Below are 19,566 nucleotides of genomic sequence, written 5' to 3'. Positions count from 1 at the left end.
CTCAACCCGACGATCCGACGACGTCGGCCAGCGACACGACCGTGCTCGCATCGGGTATGGCGGGTCCCGAGGAGTAGTCGCCGGCAGCGGCGCTGACCAACCGTTGCTCAACCTGTACCGGAGCCGTCGACCGCAACTCGACCAACGCTGCCGCAGGCAGCTTGAGGCTGCGGAGGTCGATGGCCAGCTGGCCCCCGGCCTCGATCTTGAAGTCGTCAAGACCTTCGGCCGCCTCCACCTTGCCGTCCCCGTGGACGAGCAACTTGATCGACGCCGAGTCGGTGCTGGACGGGTTGTCGACCAACAGCCAGCCCTCATCGTCGCCGGACAGAGTGATGCCACCGGACCACCAGCGGTCGGCGGCCAGGGGCATGCCCGGTGAGATACTGATGCCGGTGGCCGGCTTGGGACGCAGCTGGTCGCCGGACGCCGTGGAGTCCTTGCGCTCATCCACGCTCACCAGCACCCGAGCGCTGGCCACGCCCCGGTCGGCGATCACCAACCCGTGGTGGAACCCCTCTGGGGGGATTCGCTGTTCCTGGTCGAGCGAGATGGTCTCGGCGCGGCCCGGCGGGATCACCTTGGCCAGCGGCTCGATCCCGTCACGCGGCTGCCCGTACGGCGTGATCCAGATCGGCTGGACGTCGGCGTTCTGATCCGATGGATTCAACACCACGTACTGCTCGATCACCCCACCTTGGGTGAACCCGTCGACGAACCCGGCATGGGTGGTCGCTTGCGGGCTACCCGACACGAGCGCCACGCCTCGTCGTTTCACCGGCTGCTCGCCGATCTCCTCCTTGTCCACCTTGCCGTCGCCGCCCTCGCCCGAGGACAGGTTGAACTCCAGGTTGTCCTTCGAGAACGTCTGCACCACCTCGGCGATCAGCAGCCCGGATCTGGACCGCACGCTCACCGACAGGCGGTCCCGGCGGGGGGCACGCTCGTTGAGGTTGATCACCTTCACCTGACCGGGGGGAACGCTCTCACCGCTGAGCTCTGCGGGAACCCGCACGTACTCGGTGGTCGACAGCGTGACGTCAACGCTCACCGCAACCGGGTAGGGGTTGAACAGAAACAGCCGGGCCGTGGCGTCCTTCTCGGTGTTGACGTACGGGAAGTCCCACGAGCCCGACGGGCGGGAGGTGCACGGCGCCTGTGAGCTGCCCGTGCCGTTGGTCAGCCGGTGGGAGACGACCACCTCGCCGGAGCGAACCTCGACGACAACCGCCGCCGACGACTCCTTCGACAAGGTGGACGCATCGAAGACGACCACGCTGTTGGCGGCCACCTCCAGCTTCTGAGGAGGTTGCACCTTGGCCTTCGTGTTCAGCGGGACGGCCCGCAGCTCGACGTTGACAGGCTCGTCGGAGCCGTTGGAAATCAGCACCTCATGTTTGCTGCTGCCGGCCTCCAGCACCCGGGTGGCCGCGCAGTACCAGGTCGAGTCGAGCGTCCCGGCGGGGTCGGCGGTCACCATCTCGTTGAGGAGGCCGAGGCGCTGTTCCACCTGCTCCCCGGCAGAGTCCGCCCGTCGACCGTCCAAGCTGACGGCGGACAGTGCGGCCAGCACCGCCAACACCGCGGTGATCACGCCCATTCGGACAAACTTCACGGCCGCTCCTCGTTCGGGTCGTCACCGGTTGGCTCTCGCTCCTCGCCCGGTGTGCGGCCCTCCTCGCCGTTGCGACGGGAGCGACGGCGTCGCACGACCGGCGGCGGTGCTTCCTCGTCTGTATCGCCCGTCTCCGACACCGCCGGGCCACCTGCCGGCTGGGCCGCATCGGGCTCGTCAGCGTCGCGCTCATCGGCCGCATCGGGCTCGTCAGCGTCGGGCTCATCGGGCTCATCGTCTTGACGGCCGCGCACCAACCGCAGCCGTGGCCGCTGGCGGCGCCCGCGCCCGCTGCCTGCCGGATGGTCCTCAGAACCGGCGACGGCTGCATCCTCGTCGCCAGGCCCTTCAGCGTCGGAGCCCCCGCCGCCGAACGGGATGACATCGGGCTGCTCCTCCCCGGACGGCTCGACGACGGCCTCGGTCTCGGTTTCGCCGGGCAACACGACGTTGCGGCGACGACGACGGCGGCGCACCGCCGGCGGCTCGGCCATCCACTCGGGCTCCAGCTCGCCGGGGTCCCACTCGGCCTTGTCGTCGAGCAGTTGGGGCTCGTCGGCCAGCCCGGTGTCCTCATCGCCCTCGGTCGTGGCACGTCGGTCAGCCTCGGACGTCTCCCGGGTAACGGTCTCGGGCGGGGCAGCCGGCGCAGCCTCGGGCCGAACCTCGGGCGCAGCCTCGTCGTCCCCATCCCGAGGGGTGGGTCGAGCCGGGCCGTCCGGCGTCGTTGGGCCGTCACGATCGGAAGCCACGGGCGCAGGGCGAGCAGCATCCGGCTTGGCATCGGCGTCGAACCCCGGTTGCGCTTCCTCATCGAGGCCCGCTGGGGCACCGCTGTCGAGGCTCGGCTCCTCGTCGTCATCGAAGGACCAGTCGCTCTCGGGCGGCTCGTAGGGCACCTCCTCCCCCTCCATGGTGAACGTCGGAAGCTCCGAGGTGGGGAGCAGCGGTCCGTCCACCTCTGGCTCCTGTTCCCGCCGCAGCTTCCGCTCGGCAACGAGCTCCCGTCGGTCGGCCAGCATCCGCTTGAGGCCGCCCACCTTGATCACCCCGGTCCTGCGTCGGCTGACGATGTTGATCGCTGCCACCAGGGCAAGCAGCTGCACGATGACCGCCAGGTTGCGCACCAACGGCGGCGAGTACACCAGCCTGGCATCGCCGCCCGAGGAGATGCTCGCCTGGGACGCCCAGCCGAAGGCAGGGCGCTGCTCGACCTCGGCATCGCCGACGGTGAGGGTCCAGTTGGCATCGTGGGTTCGAGCAACGTACAGCTCGACGTCATCGGCCAGCTCACCGGACCCGTCGGCAAACCGTCCCCGCTCGGGAAGCGCCGCCTTGGCCCCGCTCAGATCGGTGGTCAGGATCGCTGCCAGGTCGCTGCCCGCCTTGTCGAGCGCACCCGACGGCAGCTCGGCCACCTCGGGAGTGAATGCCGAGTTGTCGTAGATGAACACGGACTTCGACACCGACAGGCGGGCCAGGTCGAGCTGCTCGTCGAGGGCGTTGACCGTGCTGTCAGGGGGCTTGACCACCGCCTTGCCCTTGTCGTAGGCCAGCGGCGCTCCCGATTGGGCGACGACCACGTACTTGATGCCCATCGCCCCCAGCAGGCGCCCCAGGCGGGTGGTCTTGCCGGCCACCGCGTCCTCGAGCGCCTCCTTGAGCGTGTCGGTGCCCTTCGACGAAGGTCCTTCGAACCAGTCGCCAATGCGGGGGAACAGGCCGGAGGTCGTCGCAAAGCTCGATCCGTTGGACAGCGTCCATGAGCCCATCGGTAACACGTCGGCGTCTCCGAGCCACAGCGTGCGGTACTCACCCTCGGGTGCCTGGGAGGTCAACGTGCCGACCACCGCCAGGTTGCCCTCCTCGGGCAGGCCCCAGCGTCCGTTGGCCGAGCGTGCCACCCAGGCGACCGACGCCACGACCATCAGGGTGGCGGCGACCATCGAAAACACCTGCCGGAAGCCGAAGTCGCTGCCGGCGACATCGCGTTCAAATGCGGCCAGGCCGGCACCGATGGCCAACGACAACCCGATCACCGGCAGCATCAGCGTCACCTCCGGTGGAGGCAGCACCGGCCCGATGCGCGCCTCGCCCATCCAGGCGAGCACCCAACCGACCAGAGCGATCGCCCATCCCTGCGTGGCCAGTCGAAACCGCCACTCCCGACCGACGAGGATGGCGAACGCGCCGGCAAGGTGCAGCCCGACCAGCACGAGCCCGAAGCTGTTGGGGCCGGAGTCGAGCCACACCAGGTCGCGCAGCGCCACCGGGCCACCAGCGGTGCTGACCGGCCCGACGATCTCGCTCCAGGACGGGAGCGGCAAGAGCAGCCCGATCGCCCAGGGCAGGTGCAGCACAAAGGCGATCGCCGAGGCGCCGATCGCGGTGGGCACCGCCCGCTCCCACCGGGCCAGGTCGGAGCGGTCGAGCGTGCCGACCGCCGCCATCAACAGCGCAACGATCACCATCAGCAACGGTGCCAGCGGCAGGACGGTGGTGACCGCAGCGGTCACCAGCCCCAGCGCCACCGTGGCCCGCAGGCCTTTCAGCGTGGGGAATTCCGAGCCGGCGAAGGGCATGGCCCCGGCCGAACGACCGAGCAGGCCCACCATCCACGGCAGGCCCGCCCACAGGCCCAACGCCCCCCAGCGGCCCTCGGCGATGGCGTTGTAGGGCACCGGGGTGATCACGTAGGCCACCATCATCAGCGCCCGCGTCTTGCTGCTCGAGCCGCCCCGCGCCATCCACCAGGCGCCGGTCACACCGGCGGGCAGGCACCCGACGATCAGCAGGTTGCGGGCCAGCCCCTCGCCGCCGAAAAGCAACGTGGACAGCGATCCGACCAGCCCGACGAGGGTCGGCGTCGGGGCGGTCGCACCCAGCCCGGTCGTGCGCCAGCCATCCCAGTACTCGCGCAACATCGACGACCAGGAGGTGCCGGTGCCGGAGAACTCCCGGATGATGGGGATGTCGCCCAGGATCACGCTGCGGCTGCCGATGATCAGCACCAGGGCGATCAACACCGATGCCAGGGCGGCCACCTGGGATGGACCCTCCCGAAGTCGCTGTACGACGGTGCGCGACTGCTGGGCACCGGTGTTGAAGCGCGCTGCGCCCTCGCCAACCGTGCCCCGCACAAATGCGGTGACCCGGGCCGATCCACCGACCTGGAGCTTGCGGATCTCGGTGTCGGGCGATCGGCGGAACCCCTTGACCTGGCGACGGATCGCCAGCGACCTCGGCAGGTGGGCCACATTCCAGGTCCACGCCAGGGCCACGTCGGCCGCCCGCACCCAACGGAACGCCAACAGGTTGAGGATCAAGTCACCCAGCGAAAACAACACCGCCTGGGGCAGCACACGGGCCAGGTGGGCGCCGGAGTAGTTGGTCAGCACCATCCGGGCCCGGTGGGCGTACTGGCTGCGCAGGCGTTCGGCGGCGGGGACCTCGCGCAGCGTCGCCTCCCGGTGGCGCACGACGGCGTCCGAGGTGACGATCACCCGGGCGCCGGCCAGGTGCACCCGCCAGCACAGGTCGGTGTCCTCCTCGTACGCGCTGAAGTCCGATGGAAACCCGTCGACGGCCTCGAAGAGGTCGGCGCGCACCAACATGGTGGCGCCGTTGACCGAAAAGGTGTCCCGCACGGCGTCGTGCTGGGCCTGGTCGAGTTCCCCCGGCTCGGTGACCGGTGCCGGGAAGGCGAACTTGTCGATCGCCCGACCCACGTCGAGCAGCATCTCGGGCTCGTCCCAGTCGACGAACTTCGGGCCGACCACCCCGGCGTTCGACCGGAAGGCCTCGGCCACCAGCGCCGACACCGTGTTCGGCTCCAGGTACACGTCGTCGTGGCAGAACAGGTAGAAGGAGGCGCCCTTGACCACCGCCGGCGCACGGTTGGCAGCGGCGCCGAAACCGCGGTTCGCGGCCAGGCGCACGACGTGTGCGTCCGACAGGACGGCCTTCACCCGGCCATCGACCGGCTCGTCGCTGTCGTTGTCGAACACGAGCACGGCCTGGTTTGCGTAATCCTGGGCTTCGAGCGACGCCAGCGTCGTCTCGAAGGTCTCCTGGGGATTGTGGGTCACCAGCACGACGACCACGGCGGGCGCGCCGGTGCCCGAGGTGGTGGCGCGCGGCGCCTGTGCGCTCTGGTTGTCTTGGGGGTTCTTGGCCCGGGTCGAGATAGTCAGACCTCCACGTGCGCGGCTCGACGTCATCGCACCGCCCGGCAGAAAGCGAGACTAATGCACCCAGGAGTGGGCCATGGACCGCCGGTGATCGCCCCCTCCACAGCCTGCGTACCAAGCCTCGCGCACTAGGTTCCCATCGTGCAGGAAGTCGAAGCCGCGCCTGTCACCGACCTCAGAGCGAAGCGCTGTGTGCTGAACGCCAAGGCGGTCGCCGGTTTCTTCGCTGTCAGCGCGTTCATTCCGAGGATGCTGACCGCCGGCCACCACCTGACCTACGACGAACTGGTGTGGATGCGGCGGACGGTCCGGTACTCGGACGCGCTCTCCACCGCCAACCTGGCCGGCATGACCGCTGCGACGGGCGATCAGGTGGCCACCTTGCCGGGGGTGCCCACGATGATCGTCGGCTCGATCGCTCGGGTCTTCTACGGCGCCGGCCAAAAGATCGGGGTCGTTTCCGATGAGCCCTTCGCTCAAGCCTGGACGGGTCTGCAGAGTGCCCAGATCGCTCTGGCAATCGCTACCAGCCTGCTGATCGGGCTGCTCGTGTGGCTCAACTGGCAGTGGCTCGGTGCCATTCCGTCCATGACCGTCGGATTTTTCATGGCGACCGAGCCCCTCCTCGTGGGGCACGGTGCCGTCCTCCACACCGACGAACTCCTCGGGCTCCTTGCAGCCTGCACCGTGGTGTTGCTCGCTCGCTTGTTGGGACGCGGCGGACCTCCCCTCGAGCGCCCCGTAGCGACCGCCGTGGTTGCCGGCATTCTGGCGGCGCTGACCGCGCTGACGAAGCTCTCGGCCGTGGCGTTCATTCCTGGGGCGGTTTTGTTGATCTGCTGGGTCGCCTGGCGCCGGGTTGTCAGTTCCCGGCGGGCAGGGGGCCGTTGGCAGGACGGGCTGGGATCCGTCCTCGAGCCCCTGGCGATCATCATCCTCGCCGGCGCCGCCACCGTCGCCATCCTGTGGCCCGCGATCGTCGTTGCCCCCGGTGATCAGTTGGGCGTGCTGCGCAAGTCGGCGAGCCTCGCCGACGCCGGGCAATTCAGCGTTTTTCAGGGCGAGATCACCTTCGCTCCGCCCGGCCTGTTCTACTTCGTCACCACTCCGTTTCGGATGACGCCGTGGTTCATGCTCGCAGCCGTGATCCTGGTCCCGATCGGCCTCACCGATCGCCATCGGCGACGACAATTCCTCACCATCGTCGTCTTCATCGTCACAACCGTCACCGTTCTGACGCTGACCCCGAAGAAGATCGACCGCTACATCATCGAAGTCCTGCCGCTGCTGGCGGTCGCCACCGGAATCGGTGCGGCGAGGTTGGTAGAGCACCTCCGCTCCGGTCGCTTCGGCCCGCTCGTGGCCGGATTTGTTGATAGGTATCCAAGGACGCTTCCCATCGCTGCAGCGGCGGCTCTCGTCGCCGCAACCGGGTATGCCGTTCATGTCAGCCCGTGGGGCGGGATCTACTTCAACCCGCTGCTCGGCGGTTCAGACCGGGCCGAGGCACTCTTGGTTGTTGGCTGGGGGGAAGGCATCAGGGATGCCGACGACATCATCGCCAGACGCGAGGCCGGCAACTGCGACAACATCAGGGTGGCGATGGCATTTCCCTACTTCGACCAGGCGATCACCTGCGGTCTGGCCACCAAAGTCGGAAATGCGGCCGATTACCGGATCATCTACATCAACGATCGCCAACTGGACCTGTCTGGAGAGGTGGCCGAATTCAGGGTGGGCAACACGCCGGTCGGGATCGTCGAGGAGCGCGGAATCGTGCTGGCGGAGGTCTACGACCTTCGCCCGGCTGCCTGACCACACGGACGGCCACCCGCCCGGGCAAGCGCTGGCTGACCGCAGGAGGGCCCGCACTCCTATGCTGTCGCCGTGCCTCGCTTTGTGCCCACCTTCTCCGCTTTCGGCCCGGCGCCGCAACCCCGGTGAGGGCGCTCGTCACCGGTGCCGGCGGCTTCGTCGGCGCCCACCTCACCGCCCATCTCGAATCGTCCGGCGACGAGGTCATCGGTTGGGACCGCACGCTCGAGGGCATCGATATCACCGACGGCCCCGCCGTGACGGCAGCCATGGCGGAGCTCCGCCCCAACGCGGTGTACCACCTGGCCGGTGATGCCGATGTCGGTGGCAGCTGGGATCACCCGGCGTCCACGTTTCGGGCTAACGCCGAAGGCACGCTCAACGTGTTGCTCGGCTGCCGCGACGCAGGGGTCGAACGGGTTCTGGTCGTCGGGTCGGCCGACGTGTATGGCCGGGTGCACACCGATGATCTGCCGATCACCGAGCAGTGCCCGCTGCGACCGGTCAGCCCATACGCGGCCTCCAAGGTCGCCGCCGACTTCCTGGCGGTCCAAGCGGGCCTGGGCTACGGGCTCGAGGTCATTCGGACCCGCCCGTTCAACCACCTCGGCCCCGGCCAGTCGCCCCGCTTTGTCGCTCCGGCACTGGCACAACGCGTGGCGCAGGCCGAAATCAACGGCGGCGGAGAGATCCCGGTGGGCAACCTCACCCCGAAGCGCGACTTCACCGACGTTCGCGACGTGGTGCGGGCCTACCGGTTGCTGGTACTCGATGGGCAGCCCGGCGAGGCCTACAACATCTGCTCGGGCGCAGCGGTGGCGGTGCAGGAGTTGGTCGATTCCTTCATCGCCATGGCCACGGTCGACGTGCGGCTGACCTCCGACCCCGACCTGCAACGTCCGGTCGACATCCCCGTGCTGCTGGGCGACAACTCCAAGATCGAGGCGTCCACCGGATGGCAGCCCGAGATACCGCTGTCGCAGACGCTGGCCGACCTGATGGGCACCGCCCGCTCACGCGTCGCCGACGCCTGAGGCCCCCCACACCCAGGCCGGCGCTACACAACCACGAACTCGGGAGCCCAGCGGGCGCCCTGACGGTCTTCTGCACTCCCGAGTTGCCGGTGCGCTGCGAACTCGGGAGCCCAGCGGGCGCCCTGACGGTCTTCTGCACTCCCGAGTTGCTGGCTCGTCAGGACCCGGCGAGACGCCCCACCCGCCGCCGAGCCTCGGCCAGCTGGTCCCGGCAGCGTCGATCCAGCGTCCGCTGGGCCAGCGACTCCAGGCGAACACGCCACTCACCCAGTACCTCCCGGGTGAGTTCGGGCGATTCGACCCGTGCCAGCCACTCCAGGTCCCGGTCGAGAAGCGCCAGCTGAAGGTCGATCTCGGTGTGGCGCGCCGCGACCAGGGGCAGGCGGTCGCTCTTCTGGTGGGGATAGCTCGTGTTGGCGACCAGTTGGTGGGGTTCGGTGCCGAACACCCCGGCGAGCAACACCACCGTGCGCTCCGAGGGGATCGATCGGCCCGATTCGAGGTTGGACACCGCCACCCGCGAGATCGCCACCCGTTCGGCCAATTCGGTCTGCGTCCACCCCAAGTCACCGCGCAGAGCTGCGATCCGCCCCCCAAGATTGGAGGGAAGCGACGCGTCCGGGGGCTCACTCACAGCAGCAAAGATACACCCGCTGGAAAAGGGACCGGAGGGGCGCCGCCGGGGAGCGGCAAAACGGAGCCAGAGGCACCAGCGGAGGCGGTGAGGTACCGGCGGGTAGGTGACCCAGCCGAGCCGGCGGGGGCACCGAAGGTGGAGCCGGCCAGGAACATAGCGGAGCGGTTCCTGGCCGGCTGCCGCCTTTGGGGCCCCCGCCCACCAGCGTGTCAACTGAGTAGACAGACACCCCCGAGCGGGTGGACTACAACTACACCCATGACCAAGCGTGCGCTTATCACCGGAATCACCGGCCAGGACGGCTCGTACCTGGCCGAGCTGCTGCTCGACGAGGGCTACGAGGTCATCGGCATGGTGCGCCGCAGCTCGACGGTGACCTTCGAGCGCATCGCCCACCTGCAGGATCGCATCGCCACGGTCAACGGCGACCTGTTGGACCAGGCCAGCCTGATCGAACTGCTGCGTACCTACCGCCCCCACGAGGTGTACAACCTGGCTGCACAGAGCTTCGTGCAGACGTCGTTCTCCCAGCCGGTGCTCACCGGTGAGGTGACCGGCCTCGGCGTCACCCGCTTGCTGGACGCCATCCGAATCGTCGACCCGGACGTCCGCTTCTACCAGGCCTCCAGCTCGGAGATGTTCGGCAAGGTGCACGAGGTGCCCCAGCTGGAGACCACCCCGTTCCACCCCCGTTCCCCCTATGGCGTCGCCAAGGTCTACGGCCACTGGATCACCCTGAACTACCGCGAGAGCTACGACCTGTTTGCCTGCTCGGGCATTTTGTTCAACCACGAGTCGCCCAGGCGCGGCCTGGAGTTCGTCACCCGCAAGATCACCCACGGTGCAGCCCGCATCAAGCTGGGCATGGACACCGGGCTGGCGCTGGGCAACCTGGACGCCAAGCGCGACTGGGGCTTTGCCGGCGACTACGTCGAGGCGATGTACCTGATGCTGCAACAGGACGAACCCGACGACTACGTGGTCTCCACGGGCGATACCCACTCGGTGCGGGAGTTCTGCCAGGTTGCCTTCGACCGGGTCGGGCTCAACTGGGAGAACCACGTGACGGTCGACGAGAAGTTTTTCCGGCCCGCCGAGGTGGACCTCCTGGTCGGCGATCCGGCCAAGGCCCGCAAGGTGCTCGACTGGACGCCCAAGACCGACTTCGAGCAGCTGGTCCACATGATGGTTGACGCCGACATGGCGCTGCTCTCGGGGAAGCTCGATCATCTCGCCTGAACCGTCGGCCCCGACGGTCGCCGTGATCTCGGGTGGCGTCGGCGCGGCGCGCCTACTGGCGGGGATGGTGCAGGTCACCGACCCCGCCAGGATCGCCGCCGTCGTCAACGTGGCCGACGACACCGAGTTCCACGGTCTGTTGGTGTGCCCGGACCTCGACACGATCACCTACACGCTGGCCGGTGCGGTCAACCCGGACACCGGGTGGGGTCTGGCCGGGGAGACCTGGGCTGCGCTCGGGTCGCTGCGTCGCCACGCCAAGGCCAACGGCCGGGCAGACATCGGCTGGTTTGCGCTGGGCGACCTCGACCTGGGCACCCACCTGTGGCGTGGCCATCGACTGGCCGAGGGCGCCCGCCTCACCGAGGTGACCGCCGAGATCACCCGCACGTTTGGCTTGGGCCTTCGGCTGCTGCCGGTGAGCGACGACGCGATCCGCACCAAGGTGACAACCCACGACGGGGGGACGCTGACCTTTCAGGAGTACTTCGTTCGAGCGCAACACGATGTGGACGTGGCGACCGTCCGCTTCTCCGGCGCCATCGAGGCGCGACCCACCCCCGAAGCGACCGTCGCCCTGCGGGACGCCGCTGTGGTGGTGATCGCCCCGTCCAACCCGATCGTCTCGGTCGGTCCGGTGCTGGCCGTGCCGGGCATCGGCGAGGCACTGTCCCTCAGGCGAGAATCCGTGATTGCGGTGTCGCCCATCGTGGGCGGGGCGGCCCTGAAGGGACCCGCAGCCCGCCTGATGACCAACCTCGGCGAGGAGGCCTCGGTCGTCGGCGTCGCTCGGCGGTACGCACCATTCGCAAGCGCGCTGATCATCGACACCGTCGACGCCGACCTCGCTGGTGCGGTGGCCCAGGCCGGCATGACGCCGGTGGTGGCGCCGTCGATCATGGACACGCCCGAGCGGGCCGCCGAGCTGGCCCGGGTGTGTCTGGCCGGCGCTCCGAGGTGAACAGCCTGGAGCTGCTGCCGATTTCGGGCATCCCCGAGGTTCGGCCCGGCGATGATCTGGGCGCCCTGGTCGCCGACGCTGCGCTGGCCTCGATCGGCTTCGAAGACGGCGACGTGGTTGTCGTCACCCAGAAGGTGGTCAGCAAGGCGGAGAACGCACTGGTGGCGATCGATGCCAACGACCCCAACGCCCACCGGGCGCTGGTCGCCGGGCAGTCGCGGCGCATCCTTCGCCGGCGGGGCGATCTGGTGATCTCCGAGACCCATCACGGCTTCGTCTGCGCCAACGCAGGCATCGACCTGTCGAACGTGGAAGCTGGAACCGCCGCCCTCCTGCCCGAGGATCCCGATCGTTCGGCCCGCCGCCTACGCGACGTGTTCGTGCACCGCTATGGCGTCACCTGCGGCGTGATCATCTCGGACACGTTCGGGCGGACGTGGCGCCGGGGGGTGACCGACATAGCCCTCGGCTCGGCGGGTATCCGACCCATCCTCGACCTGCGCGGCACCAACGATGCGCTCGGCCGCGAGCTGGCCGTCACCGAGGTGGCACTGGTCGACGAGGTGGCGGCCGCGGCCGACCTGGTGATGGGCAAGTCGGCTGGGATCGCCGCAGCGATCGTCCGCGGCGTTGATCCCGCCTGGCTCACCGACCCGGCCGATCCCGACCTGTCCGCCTCCGGGGGCGTCGTCGCCGACCTCGTCCGCTCCCCCGCCGAGGACCTTTTCCGCTAACGCCAAACCCTCAGCGGAGCGGGACCCAGTTGCCGTGGAAGCCGAGCGGCACGCGCACCGGCAACTGCACCTGGGCGACCGGTCCGCCGGCCGGGTCGGCGGCGCTCACCACATCCAGGCTGGAGGTGCCGTCGGTCCGGTTGCTCACCAGCATCAGGTACCAGCCGTCGTCTTCGGCGGCATCGGCGCTGCGGGGCACGAACACCGCCTCGCCGGGCGCCCGGTCCGGCCCGAGCGGAATCTCGAGGGCTTCGCCGCGTTCCAGGTCGTATCGGACCAGGCCGGAATCCCCCCAGCCGATATCGCCACCCGCACCTGGGGAGCCGTCGCCCACCGCCAGAACGTTGGCCAGCCCGTAGCGGACCGTCCGCCCCACCCGGCGCTCGTCCACCCGAGGAAACTCGACCGGGCGGTCGTCGAGCTGGGACTCAGCCACGGGCCCGAGCGGTTGACCATCGGCGCCGAGGCGCAACGTCCAACGGCATAGCGTGGGCGCTCCCTCGTTGGGCCCATGGGGATCGGTACGAAACATCGAGGGGTGGCGCACCACGTTGAGCACGATCTCGAGTGTTCCGTCCTCCCGGCGCCGCTCCTCGGCGGACATTGGATGGAAGACGTAACACGGCTCTACCTCGAACCAGCGCACCTCCTCCGGCTGCCCCCCGAGGGGCATCACCCCCACCCGCGCGCCGTACGCGTCGTCCCACACGTAGGGGAACGAGGCGCCGGATGCGGCCACGTCGAGGTTGAAGGTGACCGGCAAGTCGTAGAGCACCAGATGCCCCTCGGTGATCGAGCAATCGTGGACCATCGGGTTGCCGGGCACCGGCACGTCGACCCGGTGGACCACCCGGCCGGAGGACGGCTCGATCACCGTGTACTCCAACACGTTGGGCCGGGCCCAGTAGTAGCCGACCGCATGCAGGAGCCCGGTCGCCGGGTCGACCTTGGGGTGGGCGGTGTAGCCGTGGGGCAGGCTGCCGCCGAGGTCGGAGTGACACAGCGTGTCGAGGGTGTCGCTCAGCTCGACGGGACGGGCGCCGGCCTCGACGATGGCCATGGTGCGGCCACCGAGGTCGATCACGTTGGTATTCGCCGTCTCCATGCCGCCGTGGCGCTCGCCGGGGGCCGGTGGCTCACCCAACGCCTCGCTCACGTTGGTCGAGCGCACCCAACGGTTGCGGTACCACTCGGCCCGACCGTCCCGCAGGCGCAGGCCGTGCACCATCGCGTCGCCGGTGAACCAGTGGTAGGTGGCCGGGTCGACCGGCCCGAGCGGGTTGGGGCCGTTGCGCAGGTAGCGCCCGTCCAACTCCGGCGGCAGGGTGCCGGTGACGACCAGGTCGGTGAGCGTCACCTCCTCGGCGACCGGCGCATAGGCGCCCTCGAGGTACCGGTTCGGTAGTGGGGCGCTGGGACGGGAGTTGGCTGTGACGGTGTCGGCCATGCCTCACGGTACGCCCGGGGAAAGGCCGTGTCATTCGGTGTGTTGCGTCCCGTGGAGCCGTCCGAGAAGTTGGGGACGGCCGATCATCTAGCGTGCCCCCATGGTGTCTCCCCCCTCCGGCCCGGCCTCCGTGGCGATCGACCACCCGCCCTCGCCCGAGCGTCTGGACGGCTCCGTGGCGTTGATCACCGGCGCCAACTCCGGCATTGGGTTGGAGACAGCAGTGGCGTTGGCAACGCGTGGAGCGACGGTGATCGGCGCCGTCCGCAACCGGGCCAAGGGGGAACGGGCGCTCGAGCACATCATCGCCAGGTCGGGCAACGAGTCGGTGGAGATGTTGCCGCTCGACCTGGCCGACCTGGCGACGGTGAGCGCCCTGGCCACCTCTCTTGAGGGTCGCACCATCGACCTGTTGATCAACAACGCCGGCCTGATCCTGGGCGAACGCACCGAGACCGCCCAGGGGTTCGAGACGATGTTCGGGGTCAACCACCTCGGCCACTTCTACCTCACCCGTCGCCTGCTCCCTCGGCTGCGCGGTGTTGCCGACCCGGAACCGGACGACTACCTGATGCGCCGAGCCATCCCGAGCCGGGTGATTAACATCGCCTCTGCGGCCCACCACCTGGCTCCCCGCGGCATTCCCTTCGGACGCCTTGCTCACCGCCGCATCGGCCTGTGGAATGCGTTGGGTGTCTACGGGGAGTCGAAGTTGGCCAACGTCGCCTTCACGCGTTCGTTGGCCAACCGGCTCGACCCGACCCGGGTGGTCGTTCACTCAGTCCACCCGGGCAGTGTCGCCAGCGAGTTCGCCATGGACGGCGACGTGTCCAGTCGCATGGAACGGTGGCTGCGCCCGATCGAACAGCGGGTGCTGATCACCGCCGGACAGGGCGCTGAAACGCCGGTGTTCGCCGCCACGTCGGTGCTGTGCGGTCGGTCGAGCGGCACCTATTGGGTGCGAAAGCGCCCGGGCACGGTCGGCCGCCGGGCCCGATCCACCGTGCACGCCGAGCACCTCTGGCAGCTGTCCGAGCGGCTGTTGGCCCAGGCGGGCTACCCCGTTCCGCCGGTGCCCGAGCTGAGGGCGCCGGTCGTCGTCGGCTGAGCCTCAGTCGGGCCAGGCGATCCGCTACCCCCGGAGCGGCTGGCCGTGTCCCTGAGCGGCTCCGATGGATGCCATCAGCACCGGGGCAGCCGCCACCAGGAAGCCGATTTCGGTGGCCAACGCCGGAAAGCCCTCGGTCCAGTGCGCCCACACTCCCGATTCGTTGAACCCGGGGAGCCCGGTCGTGCGGCTGACCAGGAAGCCCACGATCATGCCGGCCGAGAGGGCTGCACCGAGGAGCCAGGCGCGGCGGTCGTCGTGCTGCCACAGGTAGGCGGCCAAGCCGATGCACAGTGGCACCGACAGTCCGAACAGAAGGCCGATGTACAGCTTTTCATTGACGTACTCGAGGGTAATGAACCCATGGAGCAACCCCGCGCCGATGAGGCAGGCCGCGGCCGCCCCTCGTCGCAGGTCGGATGCTCCGGATGCTGTACGTGTTGACATGGGGGGTCCCTTTCAGGCCGCCGCTCGTTGCGGCGTCGATGCACCCTCACACCCAACGTGCCAGCGCAAGCCCAGGGCCGGGTCAAGTTTTGGCAAAGATGGGGACCAGCTCGGAGGTGACCGTCGGCCGAGCCTCAGTCGGGCCAGGCGTCCTTCACCGGCCGAACGTCGCCCAACAGCACTGCACCGGGTTCGACCTTCTCGCCGAAGCCGATCACGCTCAGGTCGGCCACGGTGGCGCCTTCGGAGATCGTGGCGGTGCCACCGATGAGCGACATGGTCACCGTGGCGTTGGCGCCGATGCTCGAGCCGGCGAACACGACCGAGCGTTCGACCCGTGCGCCGGCCTCCACGACCGACTCGGCGCCGATCATCGAGTCGACGACGACCGCATCGGGGTGCACGCGGGCCGACGGGTGCACCGCATCACTGCCGAAGGCCCGCTTGCCGGCGAGCACGTCGAGGTTGGCCTGCAACAGGGTCTCGGGTGTACCCGCATCGAGCCAGTAGGCGTCGCTGCGCAGGGCGTAGAGGGTGCGGTCACCGGCGAGGGCCGGGAACACCTCCCGCTCGACCGACACCCGGCGGCCATCGGCGATGCGCCCGATCACCGAGGGCTCCATCACGTAGGTGCCGGCATTGATGTAATTGGTCGGCGCTGTGCCGGGGTCGGGCTTCTCGACGAAGTCGATCACCGAATGGTCGTCCCGGGTCGGCACGACGCCGAAACGGGACGGATCCTCGACCGGCGTCAGGGCGATCGTCGCCTCGGCCCCACAGCGCTCGTGATGGTCCCAGAGGGCGCCCACATCCAGATCGGTCAGGACGTCGCCGTTGACGACGAGGAAGCGCTCGTCCAGCCCGGCCTCCAGCGCCGCAAAGCGGATGGCACCCGCCGTGTCGAGCGGCTCAGGCTCCACCGCATAGTGCAGCGTGACGCCGGCACAGGACCCGTACGGATACGCCTCGACGAAGGTGTCGGGCCGGTACCCGAGCGACAGCACCACCTCGGTCACACCCGCTTCCGACAGGCCGCCGACCACGCGCTCGAGCATGGTGGTGTGGGCCACCGGCAGCATCTGCTTGGGCAGGGTCAGGGTGAGGGGGCGCAGGCGAGTGCCGAAACCTCCAACCAGGACGATCGCTCGCATGGCGGCCCGATCAGCCCGCAGCCGTGGTGACCGGCGCGGTGGCGTCGGTCGTGGGTGCCGTTTCCCCGGTCGTGGGTGCAGGATCGTCGCCCGCCGGAACGGTGACATCGGTGGGGATGTTCTCGCCAGGATTGGCCGGGAGGTCTCCCTGGCCAGGCTCCTGTTCGTTGTCGGGGTTCTTCAGGGCTTCGATGCTGGGGGGCAACAGGTCGCCCTTGCGCTTCTCCGCCACGTTGTCGATCTGCTTCTCGGGGAGAAAGGCGAGCGTCCAGGCTTGACCGTCGGTGCGCACCGGGAGCTCACCAAAGTCGTCGGTGTGCACGATTGGCTCGGTATCGGGACCGGCCTGGGCCGGGTACTCCAACAGCACCCACTGGCCCTTTTCCTTCTTCGCGTCCTTGCCGTCACCCACCTTGCAGGTGGTCGTGCCGCTCGTCCAGGTCTTTTCCTTCGCGTCTGCGCCCTCGGGGAGCACGACCACGTCCGGCGTCGCCTCGAGGCCGACCGCATCAAAGAACTTGCCGATCACCGCTCCCGACCCCGCCGAGCTCGGCTGCGAGGGGTGGATGTGGATCAGACCATCGTCGTGGGAGTGGATCCCGGTGGTGTCGGTCTTGACGTCGGCCAACGGTTCGATAAAGCGGTCGCACAGGTAGATCCCGAAGGCATTTCGATAGCGGTCGCCTTCGGCCGTGTCCGACGCCATACGCGGAGCGGCGCCCGAGACGTCTCGGTAGGCCGATCGAGCGAACGCGGTGAGGACCAGGCCGACGATGACGATGACGACCAACAGCAACGTGAAGCCCACGGGGCGCCGTTGTCCCGCAGCCCGGGTGACCCCGGCCCGCTGGACGCGCTGAATCTTTTTGAGGGAGCGCTGAGAGTCCATGAGCCGGACACGCTACTACTCCCAGGAGGTCGATCCACTAGCGCCCATCCCAAGACGACCCGCTACTGGCGACGTTTCCCCGTAAGTAGGCCGAGCAAGTCAAACCAGAATGGCGCTCCCATAGCCAAAGCCATCGCAGTAATCAAAAGCCCTGCACCATGGGTAACACCCCCGAGCAAACCGCCTTCAGTCCAACTGTCCAACCAGCGCTGCCACGACCAGTTGCCCAGGATTGGAATGCGTAGCTGTTCCAACTTTCCTACTGCTTGGCTAGCACAACGCAGGTCGATGTAGTCCGCTGTGCCACTGTCCCCGTCGGAGGATGTTCCGGATGTCTCGGCAGGCTCGGCAGGCTCGGCAGGGCGGGTGCACATTGCTGAAACATCGCTACCAGCGACGCTGTCAGCCACAAGGGCCAGGGCGGTACGAGTCTGGGTGTTTTCCTTCAGAGCGATGCCCATCTCGATAGCGTCGGCATTTAGGCCTAACGCCACCACGAGACCGATGACAAAGAGGATGAGTGTTGCCCAGCGCTTATATACGGCGGTTAGGCGGGTCATTTGAGCGTCAAACCATCCGCCCACTTGGTCGACGAAGCGGTCGACGTCGTCGCCCACTCCTGCTGCAATAGTCGCTAGGTACTGGGCCAACGGTGCATCACCGTACTCCGTGGTTAACTTCCTGATGCGAGCTGCGACGCTTCCGGACTCACCCTTGATTTCGGCCAACTCCAACAAGGCTGCAGCAAAGACGCGCGGCGGCAATTGGGCCACCTGTGTGGGTTTCTTTGGATCGGCCGTCGGATCGAACGCTCGGACGGAGGGCGTCATCGCCAAATCGGTAGTGATTGTATGATTCCCACCCTGAGCACCAGTCGGCCGAGGGTCGTTTGTGACCATCTTGAGGCCGGCAGCGAGCCCGAAGTCGGTGGATGTCCCTTCGGGGGGACCATAGGTCTTTACGGCTGGCGGATTAAGCAACCCAGCCAGCGACTTCCAGAGCGTCTTAGCACGCACCCTGAAAACCTTGGACATCAATTCGGTCAGCGCCGAAGCCAATGTTGCTAGCACCAAGAATATCAGCGCCAACCCAACCGCCACCTGAACTACGATCGAATCGCCCATGAGAACCCCCCGGTTCAGGCTTGGCGACAATGTACTGCCAGAAGCCTTCCTATACAAGGGTCAGTTGTGTTGAGTGATCAGCCGCTCGAACAGCTCCTCGTAGGCCTCGGCGACCGCGGCGGGCGAGAGCCAACGCTCCACCCAGCTGCGCCCGGACGCCCCCATCGTCGCCCGGCGGGCAGGGTCGTCGACCAGGCCGACGATCGCCTGGTGCAGCTCGTCGACGGCGCCGGGCGCCACCGAGACGCCGGCCCCGGCCTGATCGAGCACCCGGGTGACCTCGGTGTCGGGATCGACGGAGGCGACGACCGGGCGGCCCGCTGCCAGGATCGAGTACATCTTGGAGGGCACCGAGGACCGGGCCAGGCCGTGGCGCAGGAGGATCGTGTGGATGTCCGCCGCCGCCAGCACCTCGGAGAGCCGCTCTCGCGGTTGCATGGGGACAAACACCACGTTGTCCAGGCCGGCGGCCGCACGTTGCACCGACTCGAGGGAGGAGCCACCGCCGTTGACGACGAAGACGACGTCGCGCCGCTCGACCATGCGCCGGGCCACCTCGACCAGCAGCTCGACCGGCTGGGACAACCCGACGTTGCCGGCATAGGTGACCACCGTGCGGTCGCCCAGACCGAACTCGCGCCGGTAGGCGACGTCGGTACCCGATGGCTGCACCCGTTGGGTGTCGACGAAGTTGGGGATCACCTCCACCTTTTCGTCGCCGCCGGGCCCCAGCTTGTCGGCGACGTTGCGTCGGAGGTCCTCCGACAGCACGGTGACCGCATCCGCCCGTCGGTACAGGAACCGCTCGGCCAGCGACGCAACCTTGATGACCGTCGGGTTGGTGATCGCCCCGATCTCGACGGCGACGTCGGGGAAGACGTCCTGGATGTTGAACACGAACGGGATGCGTCGCACCGCCCCCACCAGCGCGCCGGGGAAGCCCAGCGGCAGCGGCGGTGACATGGCCAGGACGGCGTCGGGACGGTGGCGGATCGCCAGGCTTCGCAGCGTGACCAGGGCAGTGAACCCACCGAAGGCCAGGGCGCGAGCAGGAATGTTCGACTTTTCGGTCGGGAACGGGTGCAGGCGGCTGATCGCGCCCCACTCGGTCGCCTCGGTGCGCACCAGCTTGCCGCCCCAACCGTCCTCGACCCGGTGGCCGCGGTACCAGGGCA

The 19,566-nt window shown here is 68.4% G+C and carries 15 protein-coding genes; 6 read left to right on the top strand and 9 right to left on the bottom strand.

Going from position 1 to position 19,566, the window contains the following annotated elements:
* Position 1 precedes the first annotated feature (1 nt).
* On the bottom strand, positions 2-1,615 hold the full coding sequence (locus tag IPN02_17585; GenBank protein MBK9298598.1) for a hypothetical protein: 1,614 nt from the start codon (positions 1,613-1,615) through the stop codon (positions 2-4).
* Positions 1,612-5,835 carry a glycosyltransferase gene (locus tag IPN02_17580; protein ID MBK9298597.1) on the bottom strand — a complete coding sequence of 1,408 codons (4,224 nt, stop codon included), beginning with the start codon at positions 5,833-5,835 and terminating at the stop codon, positions 1,612-1,614. The genes IPN02_17585 and IPN02_17580 overlap by 4 nt, the downstream gene beginning before the upstream one ends.
* A gap of 111 nt (positions 5,836-5,946) precedes the next feature.
* Between IPN02_17580 and IPN02_17575 the strand changes: the two genes are divergently transcribed.
* Complete coding sequence (locus IPN02_17575) at positions 5,947-7,620, top strand: hypothetical protein (protein MBK9298596.1); 1,674 nt, start codon at positions 5,947-5,949, stop codon at positions 7,618-7,620.
* A gap of 125 nt (positions 7,621-7,745) precedes the next feature.
* Positions 7,746-8,654: a GDP-mannose 4,6-dehydratase gene (locus tag IPN02_17570; protein ID MBK9298595.1), complete on the top strand. Its 909-nt coding sequence runs from the start codon at positions 7,746-7,748 to the stop codon at positions 8,652-8,654.
* Between the two features lie 157 nt (positions 8,655-8,811).
* Here IPN02_17570 and IPN02_17565 read toward each other — a convergent pair whose 3' ends face one another.
* The gene (locus IPN02_17565; GenBank protein ID MBK9298594.1) at positions 8,812-9,300 is read right to left on the bottom strand and encodes a helix-turn-helix domain-containing protein; all 489 of its coding nucleotides are present in this window, start codon (positions 9,298-9,300) and stop codon (positions 8,812-8,814) included.
* 249 nt (positions 9,301-9,549) lie between these two features.
* On the opposite strand from IPN02_17565, the gene gmd reads away from it, so the two are divergent.
* Genes gmd through cofE form a run of 3 tightly spaced genes read left to right on the top strand, consistent with a single transcriptional unit; the run spans position 9,550 to position 12,225 of the window.
* Positions 9,550-10,530, top strand: coding sequence for a GDP-mannose 4,6-dehydratase (gene gmd, locus IPN02_17560; GenBank protein MBK9298593.1), 981 nt, complete (start codon positions 9,550-9,552; stop codon positions 10,528-10,530).
* Between the two features lie 25 nt (positions 10,531-10,555).
* Positions 10,556-11,491, top strand: a complete 936-nt coding sequence (locus IPN02_17555; GenBank protein ID MBK9298592.1) for a 2-phospho-L-lactate transferase — start codon at positions 10,556-10,558, stop codon at positions 11,489-11,491.
* Complete coding sequence (gene cofE / locus IPN02_17550) at positions 11,467-12,225, top strand: coenzyme F420-0:L-glutamate ligase (GenBank protein MBK9298591.1); 759 nt, start codon at positions 11,467-11,469, stop codon at positions 12,223-12,225. Before IPN02_17555 ends, cofE begins: the two co-directional genes overlap by 25 nt.
* Positions 12,226-12,235: 10 nt before the next feature.
* Here cofE and IPN02_17545 read toward each other — a convergent pair whose 3' ends face one another.
* Complete coding sequence (locus tag IPN02_17545) at positions 12,236-13,672, bottom strand: carotenoid oxygenase family protein (GenBank protein MBK9298590.1); 1,437 nt, start codon at positions 13,670-13,672, stop codon at positions 12,236-12,238.
* Between the two features lie 100 nt (positions 13,673-13,772).
* Between IPN02_17545 and IPN02_17540 the strand changes: the two genes are divergently transcribed.
* Positions 13,773-14,780: an SDR family NAD(P)-dependent oxidoreductase gene (locus IPN02_17540; GenBank protein ID MBK9298589.1), complete on the top strand. Its 1,008-nt coding sequence runs from the start codon at positions 13,773-13,775 to the stop codon at positions 14,778-14,780.
* 24 nt (positions 14,781-14,804) lie between these two features.
* On the opposite strand, the gene IPN02_17535 is transcribed toward IPN02_17540, so the two are convergent.
* The 5 genes from IPN02_17535 to IPN02_17515 all read right to left on the bottom strand — a co-directional run.
* A complete protein-coding gene (locus tag IPN02_17535; protein MBK9298588.1) occupies positions 14,805-15,227 on the bottom strand; it encodes a hypothetical protein in 423 nt (140 codons plus the stop codon).
* Positions 15,228-15,361: 134 nt separating this feature from the next.
* Positions 15,362-16,378 (bottom strand): NDP-sugar synthase, encoded by a 1,017-nt coding sequence (locus IPN02_17530; GenBank protein MBK9298587.1) that lies wholly within the window; start codon positions 16,376-16,378, stop codon positions 15,362-15,364.
* A 10-nt stretch (positions 16,379-16,388) separates the two neighbouring features.
* Positions 16,389-17,267 carry a hypothetical protein gene (locus IPN02_17525; GenBank protein MBK9298586.1) on the bottom strand — a complete coding sequence of 293 codons (879 nt, stop codon included), beginning with the start codon at positions 17,265-17,267 and terminating at the stop codon, positions 16,389-16,391.
* Positions 17,268-17,329: 62 nt separating this feature from the next.
* The gene (locus IPN02_17520; protein MBK9298585.1) at positions 17,330-18,391 is read right to left on the bottom strand and encodes a hypothetical protein; all 1,062 of its coding nucleotides are present in this window, start codon (positions 18,389-18,391) and stop codon (positions 17,330-17,332) included.
* A gap of 60 nt (positions 18,392-18,451) precedes the next feature.
* The coding region (locus IPN02_17515) for a glycosyltransferase family 4 protein (protein MBK9298584.1) at positions 18,452-19,566 on the bottom strand (1,115 nt) is incomplete at its 5' end.

Source organism: Candidatus Microthrix subdominans, assembly GCA_016719385.1.
Lineage (GTDB): Bacteria > Actinomycetota > Acidimicrobiia > Acidimicrobiales > Microtrichaceae > Microthrix > Microthrix subdominans.
Note: the sequence above shows the minus strand (reverse complement) of the source record. Positions and strands in the feature narration are given on the sequence as shown.